The organism is Microbacterium sp. CGR2 (assembly GCF_003626735.1).
GTDB lineage: Bacteria > Actinomycetota > Actinomycetes > Actinomycetales > Microbacteriaceae > Microbacterium.
Genome location: NZ_RBHX01000001.1, coordinates 560075 through 581639, shown reverse-complemented (window position 1 = coordinate 581639; position 21565 = coordinate 560075). Strand labels below are relative to the sequence as shown.

The 21565-nt window shown below is 67.6% G+C and carries 17 protein-coding genes; 8 read left to right on the top strand and 9 right to left on the bottom strand.

The features are described from left to right. Positions 1 to 58: 58 nt before the first annotated feature. The 5 genes from D7252_RS03040 to D7252_RS03020 all read right to left on the bottom strand — a co-directional run bounded on the left by D7252_RS03040 (position 59) and on the right by D7252_RS03020 (position 6004). Positions 59 to 1582, bottom strand: coding sequence for an alpha-N-arabinofuranosidase (locus D7252_RS03040; RefSeq protein WP_120774045.1), 1524 nt, complete (start codon positions 1580 to 1582; stop codon positions 59 to 61). Between the two features lie 79 nt (positions 1583 to 1661). Then, positions 1662 to 2573: a carbohydrate ABC transporter permease gene (locus D7252_RS03035; RefSeq protein WP_120774044.1), complete on the bottom strand. Its 912-nt coding sequence runs from the start codon at positions 2571 to 2573 to the stop codon at positions 1662 to 1664. Next, positions 2573 to 3532 (bottom strand): carbohydrate ABC transporter permease, encoded by a 960-nt coding sequence (locus tag D7252_RS03030; RefSeq protein ID WP_120774043.1) that lies wholly within the window; start codon positions 3530 to 3532, stop codon positions 2573 to 2575. Before D7252_RS03030 ends, D7252_RS03035 begins: the two co-directional genes overlap by 1 nt. Beyond that, entirely contained in the window at positions 3529 to 4863 is a 1335-nt protein-coding gene (locus D7252_RS03025) for an extracellular solute-binding protein (RefSeq protein ID WP_120774042.1), read from the bottom strand. Before D7252_RS03025 ends, D7252_RS03030 begins: the two co-directional genes overlap by 4 nt. 94 nt (positions 4864 to 4957) lie before the next feature. Continuing rightward, on the bottom strand, positions 4958 to 6004 hold the full coding sequence (locus D7252_RS03020) for a LacI family DNA-binding transcriptional regulator (protein WP_120774041.1): 1047 nt from the start codon (positions 6002 to 6004) through the stop codon (positions 4958 to 4960). 76 nt (positions 6005 to 6080) lie between these two features. Here D7252_RS03020 and D7252_RS03015 point away from each other — a divergent pair, with 76 nt between their 5' ends. The 7 genes from D7252_RS03015 (at position 6081) to D7252_RS02985 (ending at position 15107) form a co-directional block, all read left to right on the top strand. Then, entirely contained in the window at positions 6081 to 7340 is a 1260-nt protein-coding gene (locus D7252_RS03015) for a D-arabinono-1,4-lactone oxidase (RefSeq protein WP_120774040.1), read from the top strand. Positions 7341 to 7561: 221 nt separating this feature from the next. Continuing rightward, positions 7562 to 8581, top strand: coding sequence for a LacI family DNA-binding transcriptional regulator (locus D7252_RS03010; RefSeq protein WP_120774039.1), 1020 nt, complete (start codon positions 7562 to 7564; stop codon positions 8579 to 8581). Next, on the top strand, positions 8581 to 10128 hold the full coding sequence (locus tag D7252_RS03005; protein WP_120774038.1) for a sugar ABC transporter ATP-binding protein: 1548 nt from the start codon (positions 8581 to 8583) through the stop codon (positions 10126 to 10128). The genes D7252_RS03010 and D7252_RS03005 overlap by 1 nt, the downstream gene beginning before the upstream one ends. Positions 10129 to 10306: 178 nt before the next feature. Continuing rightward, positions 10307 to 11311, top strand: coding sequence for a substrate-binding domain-containing protein (locus D7252_RS03000; RefSeq protein ID WP_120774037.1), 1005 nt, complete (start codon positions 10307 to 10309; stop codon positions 11309 to 11311). A gap of 84 nt (positions 11312 to 11395) precedes the next feature. After that, a complete protein-coding gene (locus D7252_RS02995) occupies positions 11396 to 12997 on the top strand; it encodes a sugar ABC transporter ATP-binding protein (RefSeq protein ID WP_120774036.1) in 1602 nt (533 codons plus the stop codon). After that, positions 12994 to 14073, top strand: a complete 1080-nt coding sequence (locus D7252_RS02990) for an ABC transporter permease (protein WP_120774035.1) — start codon at positions 12994 to 12996, stop codon at positions 14071 to 14073. Before D7252_RS02995 ends, D7252_RS02990 begins: the two co-directional genes overlap by 4 nt. Continuing rightward, positions 14070 to 15107, top strand: a complete 1038-nt coding sequence (locus tag D7252_RS02985; RefSeq protein WP_120774034.1) for an ABC transporter permease — start codon at positions 14070 to 14072, stop codon at positions 15105 to 15107. The genes D7252_RS02990 and D7252_RS02985 overlap by 4 nt, the downstream gene beginning before the upstream one ends. A gap of 176 nt (positions 15108 to 15283) precedes the next feature. Here the strand turns inward: D7252_RS02985 and D7252_RS02980 are convergent, their stop codons facing one another. From D7252_RS02980 to D7252_RS02965, 4 genes are all read right to left on the bottom strand, one after another. Further along, a complete protein-coding gene (locus D7252_RS02980; protein ID WP_120774033.1) occupies positions 15284 to 17152 on the bottom strand; it encodes a glycoside hydrolase family 127 protein in 1869 nt (622 codons plus the stop codon). Further along, positions 17149 to 18063 carry a carbohydrate ABC transporter permease gene (locus tag D7252_RS02975; protein ID WP_120774032.1) on the bottom strand — a complete coding sequence of 305 codons (915 nt, stop codon included), beginning with the start codon at positions 18061 to 18063 and terminating at the stop codon, positions 17149 to 17151. The genes D7252_RS02980 and D7252_RS02975 overlap by 4 nt, the downstream gene beginning before the upstream one ends. A 5-nt stretch (positions 18064 to 18068) precedes the next feature. Further along, on the bottom strand, positions 18069 to 18974 hold the full coding sequence (locus D7252_RS02970) for a carbohydrate ABC transporter permease (RefSeq protein WP_120774031.1): 906 nt from the start codon (positions 18972 to 18974) through the stop codon (positions 18069 to 18071). A 61-nt stretch (positions 18975 to 19035) separates the two neighbouring features. Then, positions 19036 to 20334 (bottom strand): sugar ABC transporter substrate-binding protein, encoded by a 1299-nt coding sequence (locus D7252_RS02965; RefSeq protein ID WP_120774030.1) that lies wholly within the window; start codon positions 20332 to 20334, stop codon positions 19036 to 19038. A gap of 173 nt (positions 20335 to 20507) precedes the next feature. On the opposite strand from D7252_RS02965, the gene D7252_RS02960 reads away from it, so the two are divergent. After that, entirely contained in the window at positions 20508 to 21533 is a 1026-nt protein-coding gene (locus D7252_RS02960; RefSeq protein WP_120774029.1) for a LacI family DNA-binding transcriptional regulator, read from the top strand. The last annotated feature ends 32 nt before the right edge of the window (positions 21534 to 21565 follow it).

Sequence of the window (21565 nt, the reverse complement as noted above, 5' to 3'; positions counted from 1 at the left end):
ACGTCTGACACGAAGAAGCCCGGTATCGACTGATACCGGGCTTCTTCCTGTTCCGGGCTCAGGCGAGCTCGATCACCGACCACGACAGCGGCGGCAGCTTCGCACGGACGGCGCCGTCGACGACCTCGGTGCCGGCGAGCGGCACCATGTGCACGCTGTCCGGCGTGGTCTCGAGGTTGGCGGTGTGGCGGTCGCCGCCTTCGGGAATCGTCAGGGTCTCGGCGTTCGTGACCCGCAGACCGCTCAGCCCGTGCAGGTCGACCGTGAGGTCGCTCTCCTCGTCGAGGGAGCGGTTGGCGACGAACAGCACCACCCGGCCCGTCTCCTCGTCGTAGGTGGCGGCGGCATCCACCGAATCCACACCGCCGTAGCGCTTCGTCTCGATCTGCGGCGCGGACACCGCGAGACGCAGGATACGTCCCTTCGCGAGACGCGCCATCCGCTCGAACGGCCAGAAGCTCGTCTGACGCCATGCGGCCCCGCCCTCTTCGGAGCGGATCGGGGCGATCACGTTGACGAGCTGCGCCTGGTTGGCGATCTTCACGCGGTCGCCGTGACGCAGCAGGCTGTTGAGCAGGGTGCCGACGACGACGGCATCCGTCACCGAGTACGTGTCCTCGATGAGCCGCGGATGCTGCCGCCACCCGGCCTTGGCGATCTCGCCGGCCTCCACGTCGTTGTACTTCACCTGGTCCCACACGTTCCACTCGTCGAACGAGATGTCGACCTGCTTGGTGTGCTTCCCCGCAGCCTTGACCGCGTCGACGGTGGCGATGACGCCTTCGATGAACGCATCCATGTCGACGGACTCGGCGAGGAACGACTCGGCGTCGCCGTCGTGCTCCTGGTAGTAGGCGTGCATCGAGACGAAGTCGACCTCGTCGTAGGCGTGGGTGAGCACGGTGTGCTCCCACGAACCGAACGTCGGCATCGACCGCGCCGACGAACCCACCGCGACGAGCTCGATCGACGAGTCGACCAGCTTCATCGCCTTGGCGGACTCCTGGGCCAGGCGCCCGTACTCGGCCGCGGTCTTGCCGCCGATCTGCCACGGACCGTCGAGCTCGTTGCCCAGGCACCACAACTTGATGTCGAACGGCTTCTCCGCACCGTTCTTGCGGCGCAGGTCCGACCAGTACGTGCCGGAGGGGTGGTTCGCGTACTCGACGAGCGCGCGAGCCTCCTCCACACCTCGGGTGCCGAGGTTGATCGCCTCCATGACCTCGACCTCGGCATCCTTCGCCCAGTCCATGAACTCGTGGAGGCCGAAGGCGTTCGTCTCGATCGTGTGCCATGCGCCGTCGATGCGCACGGGGCGGTCCTCGACCGGGCCGACGCCGTCTTCCCACCGGTACCCGGAGACGAAGTTGCCCCCGGGGTACCGGATCACGGTCGGACCCATCTCCTTCACCAGCGCGAGCACGTCCTGGCGGAATCCGCGCTCGTCGGCTTGGGGGTGGCCGGGTTCGTAGATGCCGGTGTAGACGCAGCGACCCATGTGCTCGACGAACGACCCGAAGAGCCTCCGGGGGACGTCGGCGATCGTGAAGTCGCGGTCGATGGTGATGCGGGCCTGAGACATAGCTCTCCTTAGGAGTGGGCCGTGGGTGGGGACGGATGCGCCCCGGGGCATGCGCCCCGGGGCGGGACTGCGGTGGGGATTACTGACCGCCGAAGCCGCTGGTCGCGACTCCCTTGACGATCTGCTTCTGGAAGATGAGGAACACGACGATGAGCGGAAGCGCCGCGAGCACGGCCTGCGCCATGACCTGGGCGTACTGCACGCCGTAGGCGCTGATCACGGTCTGGAGTCCCACCGGCAGCGTCATCAGGGTGGTGTCGTTGATGACGAGGAACGGCCAGAGGAAGTTGTTCCACGCGGCGATGAAGACGAAGATGCCGACGGACGCCATGATCGGGCGCGACAGCGGCAGCACGATCGACCAGAAGATGCGCAGTCGTCCGGCGCCGTCGACGCGGGCGGCGTCTTCGAGCTCGATCGGGACCGCGTCGAAGAACCGCTTCAGGATGAACACCATCGCCGGTGCGACGACCTGCGGCAGGATCAGACCCCAGTACGTGTCGATGAGGTTGAAGGCGAGCATCTCGTAGAACAGCGGGATGATCAGCACCTGCGGCGGGACCACGATCGAGGCGATGATGACGACGAACAGCCACTTGCGACCGGTGAAGTCCAACCGGGAGAACGCATAGGCGGCCAGCGCCGAGATCGTCAGGGTGATCAGAGTGATCGCGACCGACGTCCACAGGCTGTTGAAGGCCCAGACGTAGACGTTGCCCTGCGACAGGATCGCGGTGAACGCCTCGATCGTCGGGCCGCTCTGCCCGATCCAGCCCGGGTCGCCGGATGCGGCATCCGTCTCGGTCTTGAAGGCGGTGGCGACGGCCCACAGGAAGGGCAGCAGCCAGCCGATGGCCATGATCAGCAGGATGACGAACGCGGTGATGCGCAGGGGCCCGAACGGCTTCTGGCCGGGGAGGTGCGAGTGGCGAGGACCGCGCGCTTTCGCGTTGGTGATCGCCTCGGTGCGGGTGGCGGTGGCGGTGGACATCAGAGCTGCTCCTTCCGGCGGCGCATGATCAGGGCCTGCGCGACGCCCAGGATGACGATGATGGCGAAGAACACGTATGAGATGGCGGCAGAGTAGCCGAACCGGTAGCTGACGAATCCGGCCTCGTAGATGTACTGGACGATCGAGCGGGTGGTGTCACTCGCGACCCCGCCGAGCATCTGGTACGCCTGGTCGAACAGTTTCAGCGAGGCGAGGATCTGCAGGATCAGGATCAGGACGGTCGCCGGCCCGAGTTGGGGAAGCGTGATCGACCAGAACTGGCGCCACGGGCCCGCGCCATCGAGCGACGCCGCCTCGTACTGCTGCGGCGGGATGTTCTGCATCGCCGCCAGATAGAGGAGGAAGTTGAACCCGACCGTCCACCAGACCGTGGCGATCACGATCGACATCATGTTGGTGTCGGGGTTCTGCAGCCAGGCGAGCGGTTCGAGTCCGAACGCCTCGAGGATGTTGTTGGCCGCACCGACCTGCGGGTTGAAGATCCAGACCCAGATCTGGGAGATGACGGTCGAAGCGAGCAGGAACGGCATGAAGAACGACAGTCGCCACAGCCACTGACCGGGGATGCCGCGGTCCACCAGTGCTGCCATCACGAGGGCGATGAGCACTAGCGGAACGGTGGAGAGCAGGGTGAACCAGACGGTGTTCCCGAGCGACTGCCACATCTTGGGGTCGCTGAGCGCTTCGGTGTAGTTCGCGAAGCCGACGAAGGCTCCGCCGGCACCGGTGAGGGACTGGTCGGTGAAGCTGAGGATGATGCCGTGGATGATCGGCCAGACGAGGAACAGCAGGAAGGCGATGAGGAAGGGTGCCAGGAAGGCCCAGCTGATCAGCTGCTCGCGATTGCGGGAGCCGGCACGGCGGTCGGGCGTGGCCTTCTTCTTCGATCCGGTGACGATGGTCCGTGTGGAGTCTGTGGCCGTGGTCGTGGTCGTCATGACGTGAACGTCCCTTCGGGATCGGCCGGGTTCGGCTGTCGGAGCAGAGTGTTGACGCGTGCTTCGAAGCGATCGATCGCCGCGGCCGGGTCGGCGCCCGAGAGCAGGACTTCCTGCACTGCGGCACCGAACTCGGACTGGAAGTTCGATCCGGAGCCGGTGAACCACGCGGTCGGGTCGTAGACCACGTGCTGCGCCGCCTCGGCGTAGTTGGCCTGGGGGATGAGCTCGGAGTACTCGGGCGACTCGGTGACCGGGAGGTAGGCGGGGATGTGCCCTGCCTCGGCCCAGCCGAAGGAGTTCTTCAGCATGTCGGCGACGAACTCGTAGGTCAGGTCGCGCTTGACCGGATCGGCGTTCGTCTGGTTCGGAAGCACGAAGGAGTGCGAGTCGGCGTAGACGGCCGGTGTCCCGTACAGGTTCGGGATCATCGTGGCGTCGAACGGGATGCCGGCGGCCTGCATGGTGCGCAGTTCCCAGACACCGGTGAACAGCATCCCGCTCTTGCCGGTGGAGAACTCGGCGATCGCGCTGCCGTAGTCGGCCTGGGCCTGAGCGATCTCCCCGTCGAGGAGCGTCTGCATCAGCGTGAGCGACTCGACGGCGGCCTCCTTGTCGATGACCGCCTTGCCGCCGATCGGAAGTTCCATCGCGGCACCGTGCTGCGAGTAGAACGTGTAGAACAGGCGCCACATCTGCGCGCCGTCACCGAGGTAGCCGAACGAGAGTGCGTGTCCCTCGGCCGAGCCTCCGACCGTGCGCAGTTGCTCGACGAATTCCTCGGGGGAGGAGGTCTCGGCGAGCTTGCCGTCGCTGTCGAGCACACCGGCAGCGTCACAGATGTCGGTGTTGAACATCATGACGAAGGGGTGCGCGTCCAGAGCGATGCTGTACATGCCCTCGCCGACGAAGCCCTTCTCCCAGATCGGCTTCGGGAAGGACGACTCCTCGATGCCGAGCGACGCGAGCTTGTCGACGTCCCAGCGGTCGAGCAGCCCGCCCGGGGCCCAGCCGACCGTGCGTGTGGCGTGCATGATCGCGACGTCCGGGGCGCGGCCGCCGGCTCCTGCCATGGCGAGCTTCGTGTAGTACGGGGTGCCCCAGGCGAGGACGGTGGGGCGCATGCGGAAGGCGCTCTGGGCGCCGTTGACCTCGTCGAGCAGTTGCGACATCGTGACACCGTCGCCACCGCTGAGCAGATGCCAGAACTGCAGCGTCTGGGTGGCGGAGGCGGTGGTGCCGGGAGCGCAGCCGGCGAGCAGAGCTGCGCCGGCGGCGAGCGAGGTGGCAGTCAGGAACTGCCTGCGGGACAGATCGAGCGGGGGCGTCATCGTCACTCCTTCGTGACCGGTGGGCGGGTTGCCCCATCATTACATCGTAGTAATCCGAGCGCAAGCGTTTCGCCGGAACCGCGTGCCCGGCGCGTCAGGGGCGGTAGCCGCGGGGACGACCGGCAGTGCTCGAGCGTTCGAGCAGATGGTGCGACAGCGTCACCGACCGAGGGCGCAAGCCGCGGTCATCCATGCGCGACTCGAGCAGAGTGAGGGCCGCCTCGGCGAACTCGTGTCGGTCGAACGCCACCGACGTCAGTGACGGCGACGTGAACTTCGAGAACTCGACGTCGTCGAAGCCCGTGATGATCACGTCGTCCGGCACGCGGATGTCGTGGTCGTGCAACTCGTGCAGCGCACCGAGAGCCAGCGAGTCGGTGAAGGCGACGATCGCGTCGAACGCGACCCGCCGCTCGAGCAGCACGCGCATGGCCTCGGCGCCCCCCGCCATCGACCACGGGAGTCGGTTGATCTCGAGGGCCGGGTCACGCGAGATGCCGGCTTCGCGCAGCGCGTCGTGGACCCCCTCGAGGCGGAGCCTGCTGGTGGCGGTCGCCACCGACGGGTCGCTGTCGGCCCCCACGACGGCGATGCGCGTCGCGCCGCGGGAGAGCACGTGTCGCGTGGCATCCGCCGCGGCCGCGCGGCTGTCGATGCGGACGTGATCGGCGCGGTGCTGCTCCACCTCGCCGATGACCACGAGCGGGGGCAGTCGGTTCGAGTACTTCAACACACTGTCTTCGAGGCGGATCGGGTTGAGGATGAGCCCGTCGACGAGGTGGGCTCTGGCTCGCGCGACCAGTTCGCTCTCGCGCTGCGGCGACGACGCGGTCTCCTCCACCTGCACGGCGAGACCGCGCTCATGGGCGGCCTCGACGATGCGGTGCACCAGCTCCGCCGAGAATGCGGTGGCGAGATCCGGCAGTGCGACCGCGATGATCCCCGAGCGTCCTTTCCGCAGTCCACGAGCGCTCAGATTGGGGACGAAGTCGAGGTGAGCCATCGCTTCCTGGACCTTGGCGCGCGTCTCCTCGCGCACCGCCACCGTCCCCGTGACGACGTTGGAAACGGTTTTCGGCGAGACCCCGGCGAGAGCGGCGACGTCCTTCATCGTCGCTCGGGGAAGCGGCATCGCGGTCATCCGGTCAGCCTAGCCGGGCGCTTCGGGGCCCGCGCTACATCGATGTACGAAACGGTCTCCTGGCTATCATGGCGCCATGGGCATCGAACGCAATTGGGCGGGCAACCTCACGTATCGGGCAGCACGGGTGGAGCACCCCTCGACGCTCGACGACCTGCGGGCACTGCTCGCGCAGGGCGGTGCGGTGCGGATGCTCGAATCGAGGCACTGCTTCAACGACGTGGCCGACACCGACGGGGTGCTCATCGGGCTGGACCAGCTCCCGCCCGTGTTCGAGGTGAGTCCGGCGCGGGATTCCGTGCGCGTCGCCGGGGGCATGCGTTACGGCGACATCGCCCCGCTGCTCGAAGCCGAGGGACTCGCCCTGTCGAACCTGGCCTCACTGCCGCACATCTCCGTCGCCGGCGCGGTCGCGACCGGCACCCACGGCTCGGGTGATGTGATCGGCTCGCTGGCGAGTGCGGTGCGCGCCCTCACGATCGTCACGCCCGCCGGCGAGACGCGAGCCCTGCACCGCGGCGACGCCGACTTCGACGGAACAGTGGTGAGTCTCGGAGCCCTCGGCGCGGTGGTCGATGTGACACTCGACGTCGAGCCGACCTACGCGATCGCCCAGCACGTGTTCGAGCATCCGGATTGGGACTCGATCCTCGCCGGCCTCGACGAGGTCACCGGCGTGGGCACCAGCGTGAGCATCTTCTCGACGTGGCAGCGCACCGACATCGCCGACCAGATCTGGGTGAAGCAGCGCCTGCCCGAGGCGCACGAGGCAGCGCGGGAGTCGCTGTTCGAGCGGCTCGGTGCCGAACCGGCGACCAGCAAACGGCATCCGATCCTCGGTGTCGATCCGATCGCCTGCACCGAGCAGCAGGGAGTGGGTGGCCCGTGGTTCGAGCGCCTGCCGCACTTCAAGCTCGACTTCACCCCGTCGGCCGGGGCGGAGATCCAGAGCGAGTATCTCGTGCCGCGTGCCGATGCGGTCGCAGCGATCCAGGCGGTGCGCACGCTCGCGGGTCAGATCGCGCCCCTGCTGCTCGTGAACGAGATCCGCACGGTGAAGGCAGACGATCTGTGGCTCAGCTCGTCATACGGGACGGATGCCGTCGGCCTCCACTTCACCTGGAAGCCCGAGGAGGCTGCGGTGCGGGCCCTGCTTCCGACGATCGAGGCGGCACTGCCGGCGACGGCGCGTCCGCACTGGGGCAAGGTGTTCGCGCTCGACCCCGCCGAGGTGCGCTCGCGCTACCCGCGGTGGGATGACTTCGCCGCGCTCGCCCGGCGCTTCGACCCGGAGCGCCGCCTGGTGAACCCGTACCTGGAGCGGCTCGGACTGTAGCAAGGGCCGAACCGGCCCGCTCGGGTCGCAGTTCTGGCCTGCTCCTCGGCATCCGCTCCGGTTCCGGTCGCAGTTTCTGCCTCCTCGATGCAGCCAGGGCGGCCGAAACTGCGACCGGAGCAGCGTGACATGGCCGAAACTGCGACCGCGAGCCGACGCGACCGATTGCACGCGGCCGCGTGTTCTCGGTAACATCGCCCAGCAGGCCGACGGAGGTGCGCATGGTGAACGTCGGCTCGGACAAGCCCAACATCCGGCAGGTCGCCACGATCGCCGGTGTCTCGCACATGACAGTGTCGCGAGTGCTCAACGACCATCCCAACATCAAGCCCGACACTCGTCGACGCGTGCTCGAGGCGATCGAAGAGCTCGACTACCGCCCCAATCTCGTCGCGAGGGCGCTGGCGACGCAACGCACCCGGCGCATCGGCGTGATCGTCGAGAGTGCCGTGGCCTTCGGCCCCACGAGCATCCTGCGTGCGGTCGAACTGTCCGCCCGCGCGGCCGGATACTCGGTCACCCCCATCGCGCTGCACGAGAACGACGGGCTCTCGCCCCAGGATGCCGTCGACAACCTCATCACCCAGGGTGTCGACGCGCTCTGCGTGATCGCTCCACGCTCCTCGTCGGTCGCTGCCCTTCGCAGGATCGCCATCAACGTGCCGATGCTGGTCGTGAAGGCGGATGCCGATCCGACCTTCCTCACGGTGTCGATCGACCAGCACGCGGGCACGACCCTCGTGGTCGATCACCTGGTGGCGCTGGGGCACCGGGACATCCTGCACATCTCCGGCCCGCTGGACTGGCTGGATGCGCGAGCGCGCGAGCGCGCCTTCCACTCGCGGGCGAAGTCGTGGGGCATCCGGGAACGACCGATCGTCGTCGGCGACTGGACAGCGGATTTCGCCTATGACTTCGCGATGGGTCTGAACCGGCTCCCCGATTACACGGCCATCTTCGCGGCGAACGACGACATGGCGATCGGTCTCATCCACGGCCTGCACGACAAGGGCTTCGATGTGCCGGGCGACCTGAGTGTCGTCGGCTTCGACGACGTGCCACTCGCCCGACACTTCCTGCCCCCGCTGACGACGGTCCGTCAGGACTTCGACGCGCTGGGTGTCGCGGTGGTGGAGATGCTCCGCGCCGCGATCGAGGGGCGCGAGATTCCGCCGCTCACGCGCATTCCGACGGAGATCGTCCCGCGCGCGTCATCAGCTCCTCCGCGGCGGGTGCCCTGATGGACCGCCTTCGTACGGCTGAGCCGGTGGTGGTCCTCGAGGGCATCACCGTCGATTTCCCCGGAGTGCGTGCGCTCGACGGCGTCGACTTCCGTCTCTTCCCGGGCGAGGTCCACGCCGTCATGGGGGAGAACGGCGCCGGGAAGTCGACGCTCATCGCCGTGCTGACCGGCACTCGCACACCGGCGGCCGGTGTGGTGAGGGTCGCGGGTGAGGAGCGCAGCTTCGCCGGCGTGGCGGAGAGCCGGGCGGCCGGGATCGCGACCGTGTTCCAAGAGGCACAGCTCAGCCCGAACCTGAACGTGGCGGAGAACGTCATGCTCGGGCGCGAGCGGCGGGGGTTCTTCGGCATCGATTGGCGGCGCACGTGGGCGGATGCCGCGGAAGCCCTGGCCTGGCTGGGTTTGGATGACCTCGACCCTCGCACGCCGCTGTCGCTGCTGTCACCCGCCCAGAAGCAGCTGGTCGCGCTGGCCAGGGCCGTCGTCGACGAGCCGAAGGTGCTCGTGCTCGATGAGCCCACCTCCAGTCTCGACCAGGCGGAGGTGGCCACGCTCATGCGCGTGATCCGGGGGCTGCGGGAGCGCGGGGTGGCGATCCTCTTCATCTCGCATTTCCTCGAGCAGGCGTTCGCGATCAGCGATCGGATGACGGTGCTGCGCGGCGGCAAACGAATCGGCGAGTACGCCACCCGGGATCTGGAGCGCGCGGACCTGATCTCGAAGATGCTCGGGAAGGATCTCGACGGTCTGCGCGCTCTCACCTCGGAGCGCAAGGCGCACCACTACGCGTCGGACGGGCAGCCGATGCTGCGCGCGTCGGCGCTGGGCAGACGCGGCGAACTCGACAGGACCGACATCGAAGTCCAGCGGGGCGAGATCGTCGGATTGGCCGGTCTGCGCGGCTCCGGGCGCACCGAGCTCGCATCGCTGCTGAGCGGGACGGTGAGGGCCGACAGCGGAGAGGTCTGGGTCGAGGGCGAGCGTGTGGATCTGCGCAGCCCGTCGGTGGCGCTGCGCCATCGCATCGCGTTCTCTGCCGAGAGCAGGCGCACCCTGGGGGTCATCGGCGACCTCACCGCCAGGGAGAACATCGTGCTCTCCCTGCAGGCGCTCCGGGGGTGGACGCATCCGATCGGACCCGCAGAGACGGCCGCGCTCGTCGACGCTTTCGTGGAGACCCTGCATCTGGACCCGCGGGATCTCGACCGTCCGGCGAAGCTGCTCTCGGGAGGGGCGCAGCAGAAGGTGCTCCTCGCTCGCGCGCTCGCGACCCGCCCCCATGTGCTGATCCTCGACGAGCCCACGAGGGGCATCGACATCGCCGCGAAGCTCGAGGTCCAGCGACGGATCAGTCAATTGGCCGCCGACGGTGTCGCGATCGTCTTCATCTCGTCGGAACTGGAGGAGGTCGTTCGGCTGAGCGACCGCATCCTCGTGTTGAAGGACCGCGAGAAGATCGGCGAGCTCAGCAACGGGCCCGGCGTCACGGTCGACAGCGTCGTGGAGATGATCGCCGCCGATCCGGCACCGTCCGACCAAGTGTGATCGGTAACACTCCCACAGGTCACGATTATCACCGTCTTGACGGACTTCTCTTGTGTTCCGTGAATTGTTCCCGGTAACATCGCCGCAGGACAGGGGTCACACCGTGTCCTGCAATCACGGAAGGGACCAAGGCGGTCCCCGGTTGCCGGAGCGTTCCCGGCGTCTCAAGGAGGAGAACATGTCCGTACACACGCGCATCCGTACCGCGCTCGGCCTGGTCGCGGTCGGCGCACTCACGATCGGCCTGGCCGCCTGCTCCGGCGGCGGAACAGACGGTGGCTCCGGCGGTGACGGCGGCTCCGAGGAGCTGACGACCGTCGGCTTCGTGGCCGTGGGGCCCGAGGGGGCCTGGCGTGAGGCCAACGAGCAGAACATCCAGGACACCTTCACGGAGGATGCCGGGTACGAGCTCAAGTACGCCCCCGCCACCAACCTCGACCAGAAGTCGCAGATCGACGCGTTCACGTCGTTCGTCGACGAGGGTGTCGATGTGATCCTGCTCTCCGCGACGGAGGCCTCCGGCTGGGAGGACTCGCTCACGCGCGCGCAGGAAGCAGAGATCCCGGTCATCCTGCTCGACCGAGGAATCGAGCCCGACGACGACAGCCTCTACGTCACCCGCATCGCCCCCGACAACGTCGAGGTCGCCAAGCAGGTCGGCGCCTGGGCTGCGTCCACCTTCCCCGACGGCGGCAAGTACGTCGTGCTCGAGGGCCCCGCGGGTGTCGGCGTCGTCAACGAGCGCAACACCGGCTTCGACGAGGGCCTCGGTGACGCTGCGCTCACGAAGCTCGACGCGCAGACCGCGAACTGGTCGGCTGAAGAGGGCAAGAGCGTCTTCGAGACGATGCTGAAGGCCAACAACAACGACATCCAGCTGGTCTTCGCGCAGAACGACGAGATGGGGCTCGGAGCCGCGCAGGCAGCGGAGGAAGCGGGTCTGGTCGTGGGCGAGGACGTCAAGATCGCCACCATCGACGGAACCAAGAACGCCATGCAGGCCCTGGCCGACGGTCAGCTCAGCTACGTGCACGAGTACAACCCGCTGTTCGGGGAGACCGCGCTCGAGGTCGTCGAGAAGGCGCTCGAAGGAGAAGAGGTCGAGTCGTACATCGTCGTCCCGAGCGAGGAGTTCGATTCCGCAGAAGCGGCCAAGGCTGTTCTGGCCGACCGCAAGTACTGAATCGTCTGCCGGAGCGATCCGGCGTCGACCCGAGGTGGCGGAGGATCTCCGCCACCTCGGATTCTCCGAGACTGAGAGACAGCGATGACCGAAGAACCACCCCTCGTCCAGCTCCGCGAGATCTCCATCGAGTTCCCGGGGGTGAAAGCCCTCGACAGTGTCGACTTCCGCCTGTTCCCCGGCGAAGTCCACGCGCTCATGGGCGAGAACGGCGCGGGCAAGTCGACACTGATCAAAGCCCTCACGGGGGTCTACCAGATCGACTCCGGAACGATCCTCGTGGCCGGTGCGGAGCGGCGCTTCGCCGGCACCGCGGATGCGCAGGAGGCAGGGATCTCCACGGTGTACCAGGAGGTCAATCTCGCGCCCAACCTCTCGATCGGCGAGAACGTGATGCTCGGGCACGAGGTCCGTGGGCCCTTCGGCATCAATTGGCGCGCCACCCACCGCGCGGCGACCGATGCCCTCGCCCGTCTCGGACTCGAGCATCTCGACACGCACAAGCCGCTGTCCGCCCTCTCCATCGCCCTGCAGCAGCTGGTCGCGATCAGCCGGGCGATGGCGATCAAGGCGAAGGTGCTGATCCTCGACGAACCGACCTCGAGCCTCGATGCCGCCGAGGTCGACGGCCTCTTCACCGTCATCCGCACCCTCCGCGACCAGGGCGTCGCGATCCTCTTCGTCTCCCACTTCCTCGATCAGATCTACGCGATCAGCGACCGTCTCACGGTGCTTCGCAACGGACGATACGAGGGGGAGTACCTCACCCGCCAGCTCAGCCGACACGACCTCATCTCCCGGATGATCGGCAAAGATCTCGACACTCTCGCATCCCTCGGAGGAAACCGTCGTCGCGCTCCCCGCGATCCCGACGAAGTGCCCGTCCTCTCGGCATCCGGCATCGCCCGCAGCGGAGCGGTCGAGGCCACCGACCTCGAGATCCGCCCTGGAGAGGTCGTCGGTTTCGCCGGCCTCCTCGGTTCCGGACGCACCGAACTCGCCCGGCTCCTCTACGGTGCCGACCGCACCGACGAGGGCACGATCTCGGTGAAGGGGCGCCGCACCGACCTGAAGTCGCCGGCTGACGCCCTTGCCCGGCGCATCGCGTTCTCCACGGAGAACCGTCGTGACGAGGGCATCATCGCCGACCTCACCGTTCGCGAGAACATGATCCTCGCCGTACAGGCCGAGCGCGGCTGGGCGCGGCCGATGTCGCGCAAGGAGCAGGACGCCATCGTCGACAAGTACATCGTCGAACTCAATGTGCGACCCGCCGACCCCAACCGGGCGATCAAGAATCTCTCCGGCGGCAACCAGCAGAAGGTGCTGCTCGGGCGCTGGCTGGCGACGGAGCCCGACCTCCTGATCCTCGACGAGCCGACGCGAGGGATCGATGTCGGCGCCAAGGCCGAGATCCAGGAAGCGGTCGCCGCGCTCGCCGAGGAAGGCGTCGCCGTGGTGTTCATCTCCTCCGAGCTGGAAGAGGTCGTCCGCCTCGCGGAGCGCATCGTCGTGCTCAAGGATCACCGCAAGATCGGGGAGATCCAGAACGGACCAGACGTCACGGCGCAGGAGATCATCGACGTGATCGCCGCTCACGGTGTGGCAGCGGCCGCCGAGACGCTCGAGGAGACCGACGGCGCGGCGCCCGATACGATCGCCCACATCACCGAGGAGGCACGATGACCACGGCATCCGGCACATCACTGTGGCGTGAACTGATCCACAAGCCGTTCTTCTGGGGCATCGTCGCGATCCTCGCGCTGCTGGCGCTGAACGTGCTCAAGGACCCGACGTACCTCGCGCTGTCGGTGAATCCGAACAACGGCAACCTCGTCGGCAACCTCGTGGACATCCTGCGCCAAGCGGCACCCATCATGATGATCGCCATCGGGATGTCGCTGGTCATCGCGACCGGCGGCATCGACCTGTCCGTCGGATCGCTGATGGCGGTCGCCGGTGCGGTGTCGATGGAGTTCCTGAGCGTTGCCGGCGACTCCGGATCTGCGGGCGCCGCCTTCGCCGCCGTCGGCCTCGCGCTGCTGATCACCGCCGTGCTCGGCGCGGTGAACGGCATCCTTGTCGCGTACGTCGGGCTGCAGCCGTTCATCGCGACGCTGGTGCTCATGCTCGCCGGCCGCGGCATCGCGAAGGTGATCACGGGCGGGCGGAACACCGCGGCGTCCAACGACCCCTTCCGGTGGATCGCGAACGGATACCTGATCGGCATCCCCGTGGTCTTCATCCTCGCCGTCCTCATCGTGCTCATCGTCGGCTGGGTGGTGCGCCGCAGCGCGCTCGGCCTCATGATCGAAGCGATCGGGATCAACCCCAGAGCCAGCCGCATGGCGGGCATCAAGCCCAAGGGACTGCTGCTGACGACCTACGTGCTGAGCGGAATCCTCGCGGGCATCGCCGGCATCATGTCGGTGGGGACGGTGATGACGGTCGACACCTCCCGGACGGGCTACCAGCTCGAACTCGACGCGATCCTCGCAGTGGTGATCGGCGGCGCCTCTCTCGCGGGAGGGAAGTTCTCGCTCAGCGGCGCCTTCGTCGGCGCACTGCTCATCGCGACCCTCGACAAGACGGTGCTGTTCCTGGGCATCTCGTCATCTGCGACGCCCGCTTTCAAGGCGATCGTGATCGTGGTGCTCTGCCTGTTGCAGTCCGAGCGCGTACGAAGCTGGTTCCGCACTCGACGAAGGGTCACGCCCTCGACACCGACGCAGGAGACCCCGAAAGAGGAGGTGCCGGCATGACGGCCCTGATCGCACCCTCGGCGCGCAACGAGTCCGTGAGTGTCCCCGACCGGATCCGCCGCATGATCCAGGCGAACCCGTCGGTCCTGCCGACCTTCGCCTCGGTGGTCATCTTCGTGGGCATGATCGTCTACGGCGAGGTCGCCTACGGGCGCATCGTGCAGGCGAGCACGCTGTCGAACCTGCTGATCAACAACGCCCACCTGATCGTTCTCGCGGTGGCGCTCACCTTCGTCATCATCACCGGAGGCATCGACCTGTCGGTCGGCTCCATCATCGCGTTCTCGTCTCTCGCGGGGGTGATGCTCGCGAACGCGGGATGGAACGCCATTGCCGTGATGGTCGCCATGGTCGGGATCGGCGCCCTCTTCGGAGTCGTGTCCGGTGTGCTGATCCGGTACTTCAACGTGCAGCCGTTCATCGCGACCCTGGCGATGATGTTCCTCGGTCGCGGCCTCGCCTCGCTCCTCAGCACGAAGCCGGAGCAGCTCGGAGAAGACTCGCCCATCCGCTGGATCGGAACGCAGCTGAAGGTCATCGATGGCCCGAAGGTCAACGACCTCGTCATCACCCCGGCCGTGATCGTCGCGGTTCTGGTCGTGCTCGCCGCGTTCTTCGTCCTCCACCGCACGCGCACCGGCCGCACCGTCTATGCGATCGGCGGGTCGGAGAGCTCGGCGCTGCTGATGGGGCTGCCGGTGGCCCGCACCAAGGTGATGGTCTACGTCATCAGCGGATCACTCGCCGGCATCGCCGCCGTCCTCTACACCGCACGTCTGGGCACGGCACAGAACATCACCGGCATCGGCTGGGAGTTGGACGCGATCGCCGCGGCCGTCATCGGCGGGACGCTGCTGACCGGCGGGTACGGTTACGTGCTCGGGTCGGTCGTCGGTGCGCTGGTGCTCGGGCTCATGAACGTCCTCATCACCCGGGACGGCAGCATCCCGCCGGAGATGACGACCATCATCACCGGCGGCATCCTGCTCGTGTTCGTGCTGCTGCAGCGGGCGGTGACCCGCAAGAAGGAGTAGCGGCGCCGGGATGGCCGGCTTCCGATCGCAGTTCGTGCCGTCTGCCGAGCGGGCGACGCGGTTCGGGTCGCAGTTCGTGTCGTCTCGACATCCTCGAAGCGGCCGAAACTGCGACCGGGGCTGAACGAAGTGGCCGAAACGGCGACCGCAAGGCAGACGGCGACCTGCCGTCACGGCTAGCTCGTCGGGAGCCAGACCCGCATCGTCGAGGGTCCGCGGCGCGCCCACTCGTGGTACGGCACGAGCGCGGCGTCCGCGACCTCGCCGGACGAGCGATGCCGCAGCGGCAGACGTACCCGGCCCTCGCGGTCGACCGGCTGCCCGGCGACGACCGCATCGACGACGTCCGCTCCGAAGTCGAGCGACTCCAGTGCCAGCACCTCGGGACCCCGTTCGATCACGACGCATCCGCGCACGGCATCCACCCGCGGGTCGGGGTTCGTCGTCCGCGCCACGATCGGCAGCTGCAGCTCGACGACGTCGCCGGCACGGAACTCACGGCGCACATCGCAGGTACCGGGCTCCGCCACCTGCTCCGTGACGTCACCGGCCGCCTGCACCCGGAGCACGGCACCCTCGGCCCATGTCGGCACGCGAAGCGTCAGTGTGAATGCGGCATCCTCCACGACCGTCACGCGGATGCCGCCATCGACCGGGTAGCCGGTGTCGACATCGAACGCGACGACCCGCCCGTCGGGCAGTGTCGTCCGCACGTGTGCCGGCGCGTACTGGTGCAACTGCACGCCGTCGTCGTCAGCGGTCGCGACGTAGGCGGCGAGGCTGGCGAAGGTGCGGGCCACATTGGGCGGGCAGCACGACACCTCGAACCAGGGTGCCCGCAGCGACGATGAGGCGCGCTTGGACGTGCCCTCCGGGTCGGCTTCCACCCCGGGAACCCGCTGATGCAACGTGTTGGCGTAGTAGAAGGAGCGCCCATCCGACCCGGGCGACGTCGCCACGACGTTGAACAGCGTCCGCTCGATGAGGTCGGCGTGCCGCGTCTCGCCGGTTGCGAGCAGCAGGCGCCAGGAGAACATGATCGAGCCGATGCCCGCACAGGTCTCGGAGTACGCCCGGTCGGCGGGCAGCTCCCAATCCGCTCCGAAGGCCTCGTCCTGGTGGTGAGAGCCCTGTCCGCCGGTGACGTATGTGCGCCGCTCGACCGTGCGATCCCATTGCCCCCGCAGTGCGCTCAGCAGTGCCGCATCCGATCCCTCGACAGCGACGTCCGTCGCCCCGGCCGACAGATAGTTCGCGCGCACGGCGTGCCCCCGCAGCGCTTCGGCTTCGCGTACCGGCACATCGTCCTGGAAGTACTCCTGTCCCCATTCGATCTCGCCCAGCGAACCGCGGCCGTGTCGCTCCACGAACAGTGCCGCCTGCTCGAGGAACCGCGGCTCGACGAGGGCGCGCCCGAGCTCGGCGAGTCCGACTTCGACCTCGGCGTGGCCGCAGACCGCGTCCCTGCCGTCGGCACTGAATTCCCGGCACACCAGCTCGGCAGCCCGGCGGGCGATCTCCACGAGACCGTCGTCTGCCTCAGGGCGGGTGCGGTGCCGCGCGACCGCGGCCTGGAAGAGATGCCCGAGGCAGTACAGCTCGTGCCCCCACTCCAGGTCGGACCACCGTGCACCCTGCCCCGGCCGCCCGAACCGCGTGTTCAGGTACCCGTCCCGCTCCTGAGCGGCCGCCACCCTGTCGACGACGCCACGGAACCGTGATTCCAGAGCGGAGTCGGCCGCAGCATCCGTCCGTCCGATCTCCCAGGCCAGAGCTTCGAGGTATTTGTAGATCTCGGAATCTGCGAACTCCCTCCCGCGGCGCCCCTCGGGCAGTACGCCCGCGGCGGCGAGGTCGAAGTTCGGCAGCCAGCCCTCGGACTCGAGGCGGGACTCGATGTGGTCGAGGGTCGCCGTGCCGTTGACCTGCTGGCGTTCCCCCCAGAATCCTCCGACGATGCGGACCTCGGAGAGACCGAGCGGTCGGAGTCGGCCGCGCGAAGGGACGACAGGGGCGGCCGGTGCAGTGGTGTCGAACATCGTCATCCTTTGAAGGCGCCGGACATGAAGCCGCGCACGTAGTGTCGTTGGAGGATCAGGAAGAGCAGGATGCAGGGGAGGGCCAGGACGACCACGCCGGCCTCGGTCGCGCCGTAGTCGACGACACCCTGCACCTGTCCGCGGAGGTTGGCGACCGCGAGCGGCAGCGTCATCCGGTTGGTGTCGTTGATGAGGATCAGGGGAGCCATGAAGTCGTTCCACGCCGTGAGGAACGCGAACAGCCCGACGGTCACCAGGCCCGGCTTGACCGCCGGCAGCAGCACTCGCCAGAGGGCGCCCCAGCTGGAGCATCCGTCGACCATCGCGGCCTCATCCATCTCCTTCGGGATCGACTCGAAGGAGATGCGCATCATGAACATCGAGAACGGCAGCTGGAACATGGTGATGACCAGCGCGACCCCGACGAGCGAGTTCTGCAGCCCGACGGCGTTGAGGATGACGTAGAGCGGGATGAGCAGGGTGGCGTACGGCACCATCAGGATGGCGAGGGTCAGCAGGAACAGCGCGTTCTTCCCCGGGAACGAGAACCGGGCGAACGCGTAGCCGCCCAGCAGTGAGATGAACAGGGTGAGTGCGACGGTGAGCACCGACACGAACAACGAGTTGCCCAGGTACACCCAGATGCCGGCCTGATACTCGGCGAGGGCGACGTAGTTGCCGAACCCCCAGCTGTCGGTCTGGCTGGTGCCCGCGAGAGGGCTGACCGACGAGACGCCTGTCCAGATGAGCGGGTAGAGGAAGATCACCGCGAGCGCGGTGGTGAACACCCAGTACGGGATGCCGTAGACGACACGGGCGGCTTTGGACCGGTAGCGCGGTGTCGTGGGTTGCGAGTTCGGCGCGACGATCGTGCGTGTGAGGGTCTGATTCTGCGACAGCGTTCGATTCTGCGACATGGGATTCAGCTCTCATCCGGACGCCGGAAGGCGCGCAACTGGAAGACGTTGATGACGATGAGGGCGAGCAGCACGATCACCGAGAGTGCACCGGCGATGCCGAGGCTGTTCTGCCCCTGGAAGGCGACGTTGTAGATGAGCTGCACGACGGTCATGGTGCTGTTGTCCGGACCGCCCTTGGTGAGGATGTAGAACTGCTCGAACGCCAGCAGCGAACCCGTCACGCACATCACGGTCGTGAGCGCGAACGTCGGTTTCAGCAGCGGCACGGTGATGTCGCGGAAGGTCTGCCAGCGGCTCGCTCCGTCGATGCGGGCGGCCTCGTAGATGTCGTCGGGAATCCCCTGGAGTCCCACGAGCATGAGCAGCATGTAGAACCCGGCGTAGCGCCAGACGATCAGGAAGATCGTCGACCACAGGGCGCCTTCCGGCGTGCCGAGGAAGGTGACGCCCCACGATTTCATGAGGTCGGCGAAGGGGCCGGCGATCGGTGAGTACAGCACGTAGAAGAGGAGAGAAGCGGAGGCCAGGCCGAGCGCGCTGGGGATGAGGAATGCCGTGCGCAGGAACCCCTTCCATCTGGTCGACTCCTGCACCAGGAGTGCGAGCCCGAGGCCGAGACCGATCAGGATCACGGTCGTGATGAGGGTGTACAGCAGTGTGAAGCGGATCGAGTCCCAGAAGAGGCGGTGGTTGACGGCATCCACGTAGTTCTCGGGGAAGTTGGGTCCTTGGTTGCCGCTGAGCAGGGGCCACTCGGATGCCGACATCTGCAGCACGAGCACCAGCGGCACCACGAAGAGCAGGGCCACGAAGATCGCCGTCGGTGCGGCATACAGCCACCCCTGCACGGGTCCGCCGAGTCCGGTGCGGCGCCGTCGGCGGCGCAGCGGAGGTGCAGTCGAGGTCATCTCGTTCTCTTTCCGTCGAGGGGTGGGGGCGGCGCAAGCGGCGCCGCCCCCACCGGCGTCATCACTGCGAGAGGATCGCGGTGATCTCGTCGTTGTCGGCGTCGGCCGTGTCTTCGCCGTCGAGCACCTGGTTGCGGATGAGCGTCAGCCAGGGGCTCCCCGGGGCGTTGAACGCCTGCTGGAAGTTCAGTGCCACGGGCGTGCTGCCTTCCGCGGCGACCTCGTTGATGGTGACCAGTCGCGGATCCTCCGCCGCGTACTCGTTGTCGGCGAGGTCGCCACGTGAGACGGCGTTCCCGTCCTTCGCGAGGACCTCGACCTGAGCCTCCTCCGACATCATCCAGTCGAGGAAGTTCCACGCCTGGGCGGCCTTCTCGGAGTCCTTCGAGATGCCGATGCCGTCGCCTCCCACGAACGTGGAGACGCCGCCGTCGACCCCGGGGATGCCGGCCACGCCTGCGTCGAACTCGATCGAGGGGAGGAGCGTCGCGGGGAACGGCATCACGCCCACCTTTCCTTCGCTGAACGCGGCGGTCCACGTCGGTCCTGCCTCGTCGGTGGAGCTCGGCAGCACGGCGCCCGACTCCTGCAGATCGGCCCAGGTGTCGTAGACCTCCTGCGCGGCGTCTCCCGCCAGCAGGGCCTCTGTGCCGTCCTCGTTCATGACCTCTTCGCCCGAGGCCCACACCGAGGGGAACCAGGTGAAGACGAGGCAGCCGCCGCAGTTCAGTCCGGTCGCGGTGCCGTAGGTGTCCGGCTTGTTCAGCGCCTGGACGGCTTTCGCGGCATCGGCGAACTCGTCGAGTGTGGCGGGCGCTTTCTCGGGGTCGAGTCCGGCCTCGGCGAAGAGCTCCTTGTTCCAGAACAGCATCGAGAGGTCGAGGGCGAACGGCAGCACATACTCCTTGTCGTCGACGGTGCCGGCTGCCAGATGGCCCTGGTTGATCTCGTCTTTGTAGTCGAGGCCGTCGATCTGTTCGGAGATGTCGGCGAACAGACCCTGCTGCGCCCAGTTCGGCACGTACACGATGTCGGCGGCGAACAGGTCGGGGAGGCCTCCGGAGCCGGCGGCGGCGCCGACTTTCGCGACGTAGTCGTCGTTGGGGACCACGGTGAGCTCGACCTGGTTCTCGTGCGAGGCGTTGTAGGCGTCGACGAGGAGATTCGCCTGACGCTCGATGGGGGCGCGGGTCCACAGCGTGAGCGTGGTCCCGTCGTCGACACCCTCCCCGGTGATCGGTTCGCCCTGACCTTCGGCGCCGGCGCCCGAGGCGCACGCCGCGAGGGGTGCGGCGAGCAGCGCCGTGGCGGCGAGGGCGGTGACGGTGCGTCGGAACGCACGGCGTCGGGTGGTGTGCATGGGATGGCCTCCTGGACTCTTCGGTGAGCGGATGCTGTCGCCGAGCGACGGCGTTGTCTGGTTGAGGGGCCCGTTTCGAAAACTCCGAAACCCCTTTCGAAAAGGTATATCGTGAATGGTGGCAGCGGTCAAGGATCGCTCCGATAACCTTTCAGCAACGCTCAGGGGGTGCGATGGCAGGCGGCGAATCAGGAAGCAAGGCAGCGACGCTCAGCGATGTCGCGCGTCGGGCCGGGGTGTCGATCGCGACCGCCTCCAAGGCGCTCAACGATCGTGGCGACGTCGCGGCGGCCACCAGAACCCGCGTGCTCGCCGCCGCCGATGAGCTGGCGTTCACTCCCAACGCGATGGCGCGGGGGCTGCTCGCCGGACGCACCGGCACCGTCGGCCTGCTCACCAGCGACCTCGAAGGCCGCTTCATGATCCCGATCCTCATGGGGGCGGAAGATGCCTTCGGAGCGGGACGCGTCAACGTCTTCCTCTGTGATGCCCGTGGCGATGCCATCCGCGAACAGCACCACCTCAAGGAGCTGCTCAGCCGCCGCGTCGACGGCATCATCGTGGTGGGGCGCCAGACCGATCCGCGCCCGTCGCTCGGACAGGATCTTCCGGTTCCGGTCGTCTACGCCTACGCGCCCTCAGACGATCCGCGCGACCTGTCCCTGACTCCCGACAACTACGCCGGCGGACGCCTCGCGATCGAGCATCTGCTCGCGTGCGGCCGGCGGCGCATCGCCCACATCTCCGGGGAGCCGTCCTACGCCGCGGCGCAGGACCGTCTCGCCGGAGCCAGAGCGGCGCTCGCCGAAGCGGGGCTCGAACTGGTCGGCGAACCGATGCTGTCGGAATGGACCGAGCACTGGGGGAGGGATGCCGGCGCGCTCCTGCTGCAGCGGCATCCCGACATCGATGCGATCTTCTGCGGCTCCGACCAGATCGCCCGCGGGGTGCTCGACTCGGCGAGAGATCTGGGACGCTCCGTGCCCGACGATCTCGCCGTGATCGGCTACGACAACTGGGAAGTGCTCGCCACCAATGCCCGCCCGGAGCTCACCAGCATCGACGCGAACCTGCAGCAGCTCGGACGACAGGCTGCGCAGCGAGTGTTCGACGCGATCGACGGTGTCGACATCGGCGAGGGGTCGCATCACCTGCCCGTGCGGCTGGTCATCCGCGGGTCGACGATCGCCCGCCGGTAGTCGCGGTTCCGGGGGTCGCTCCGGTCGCAGTA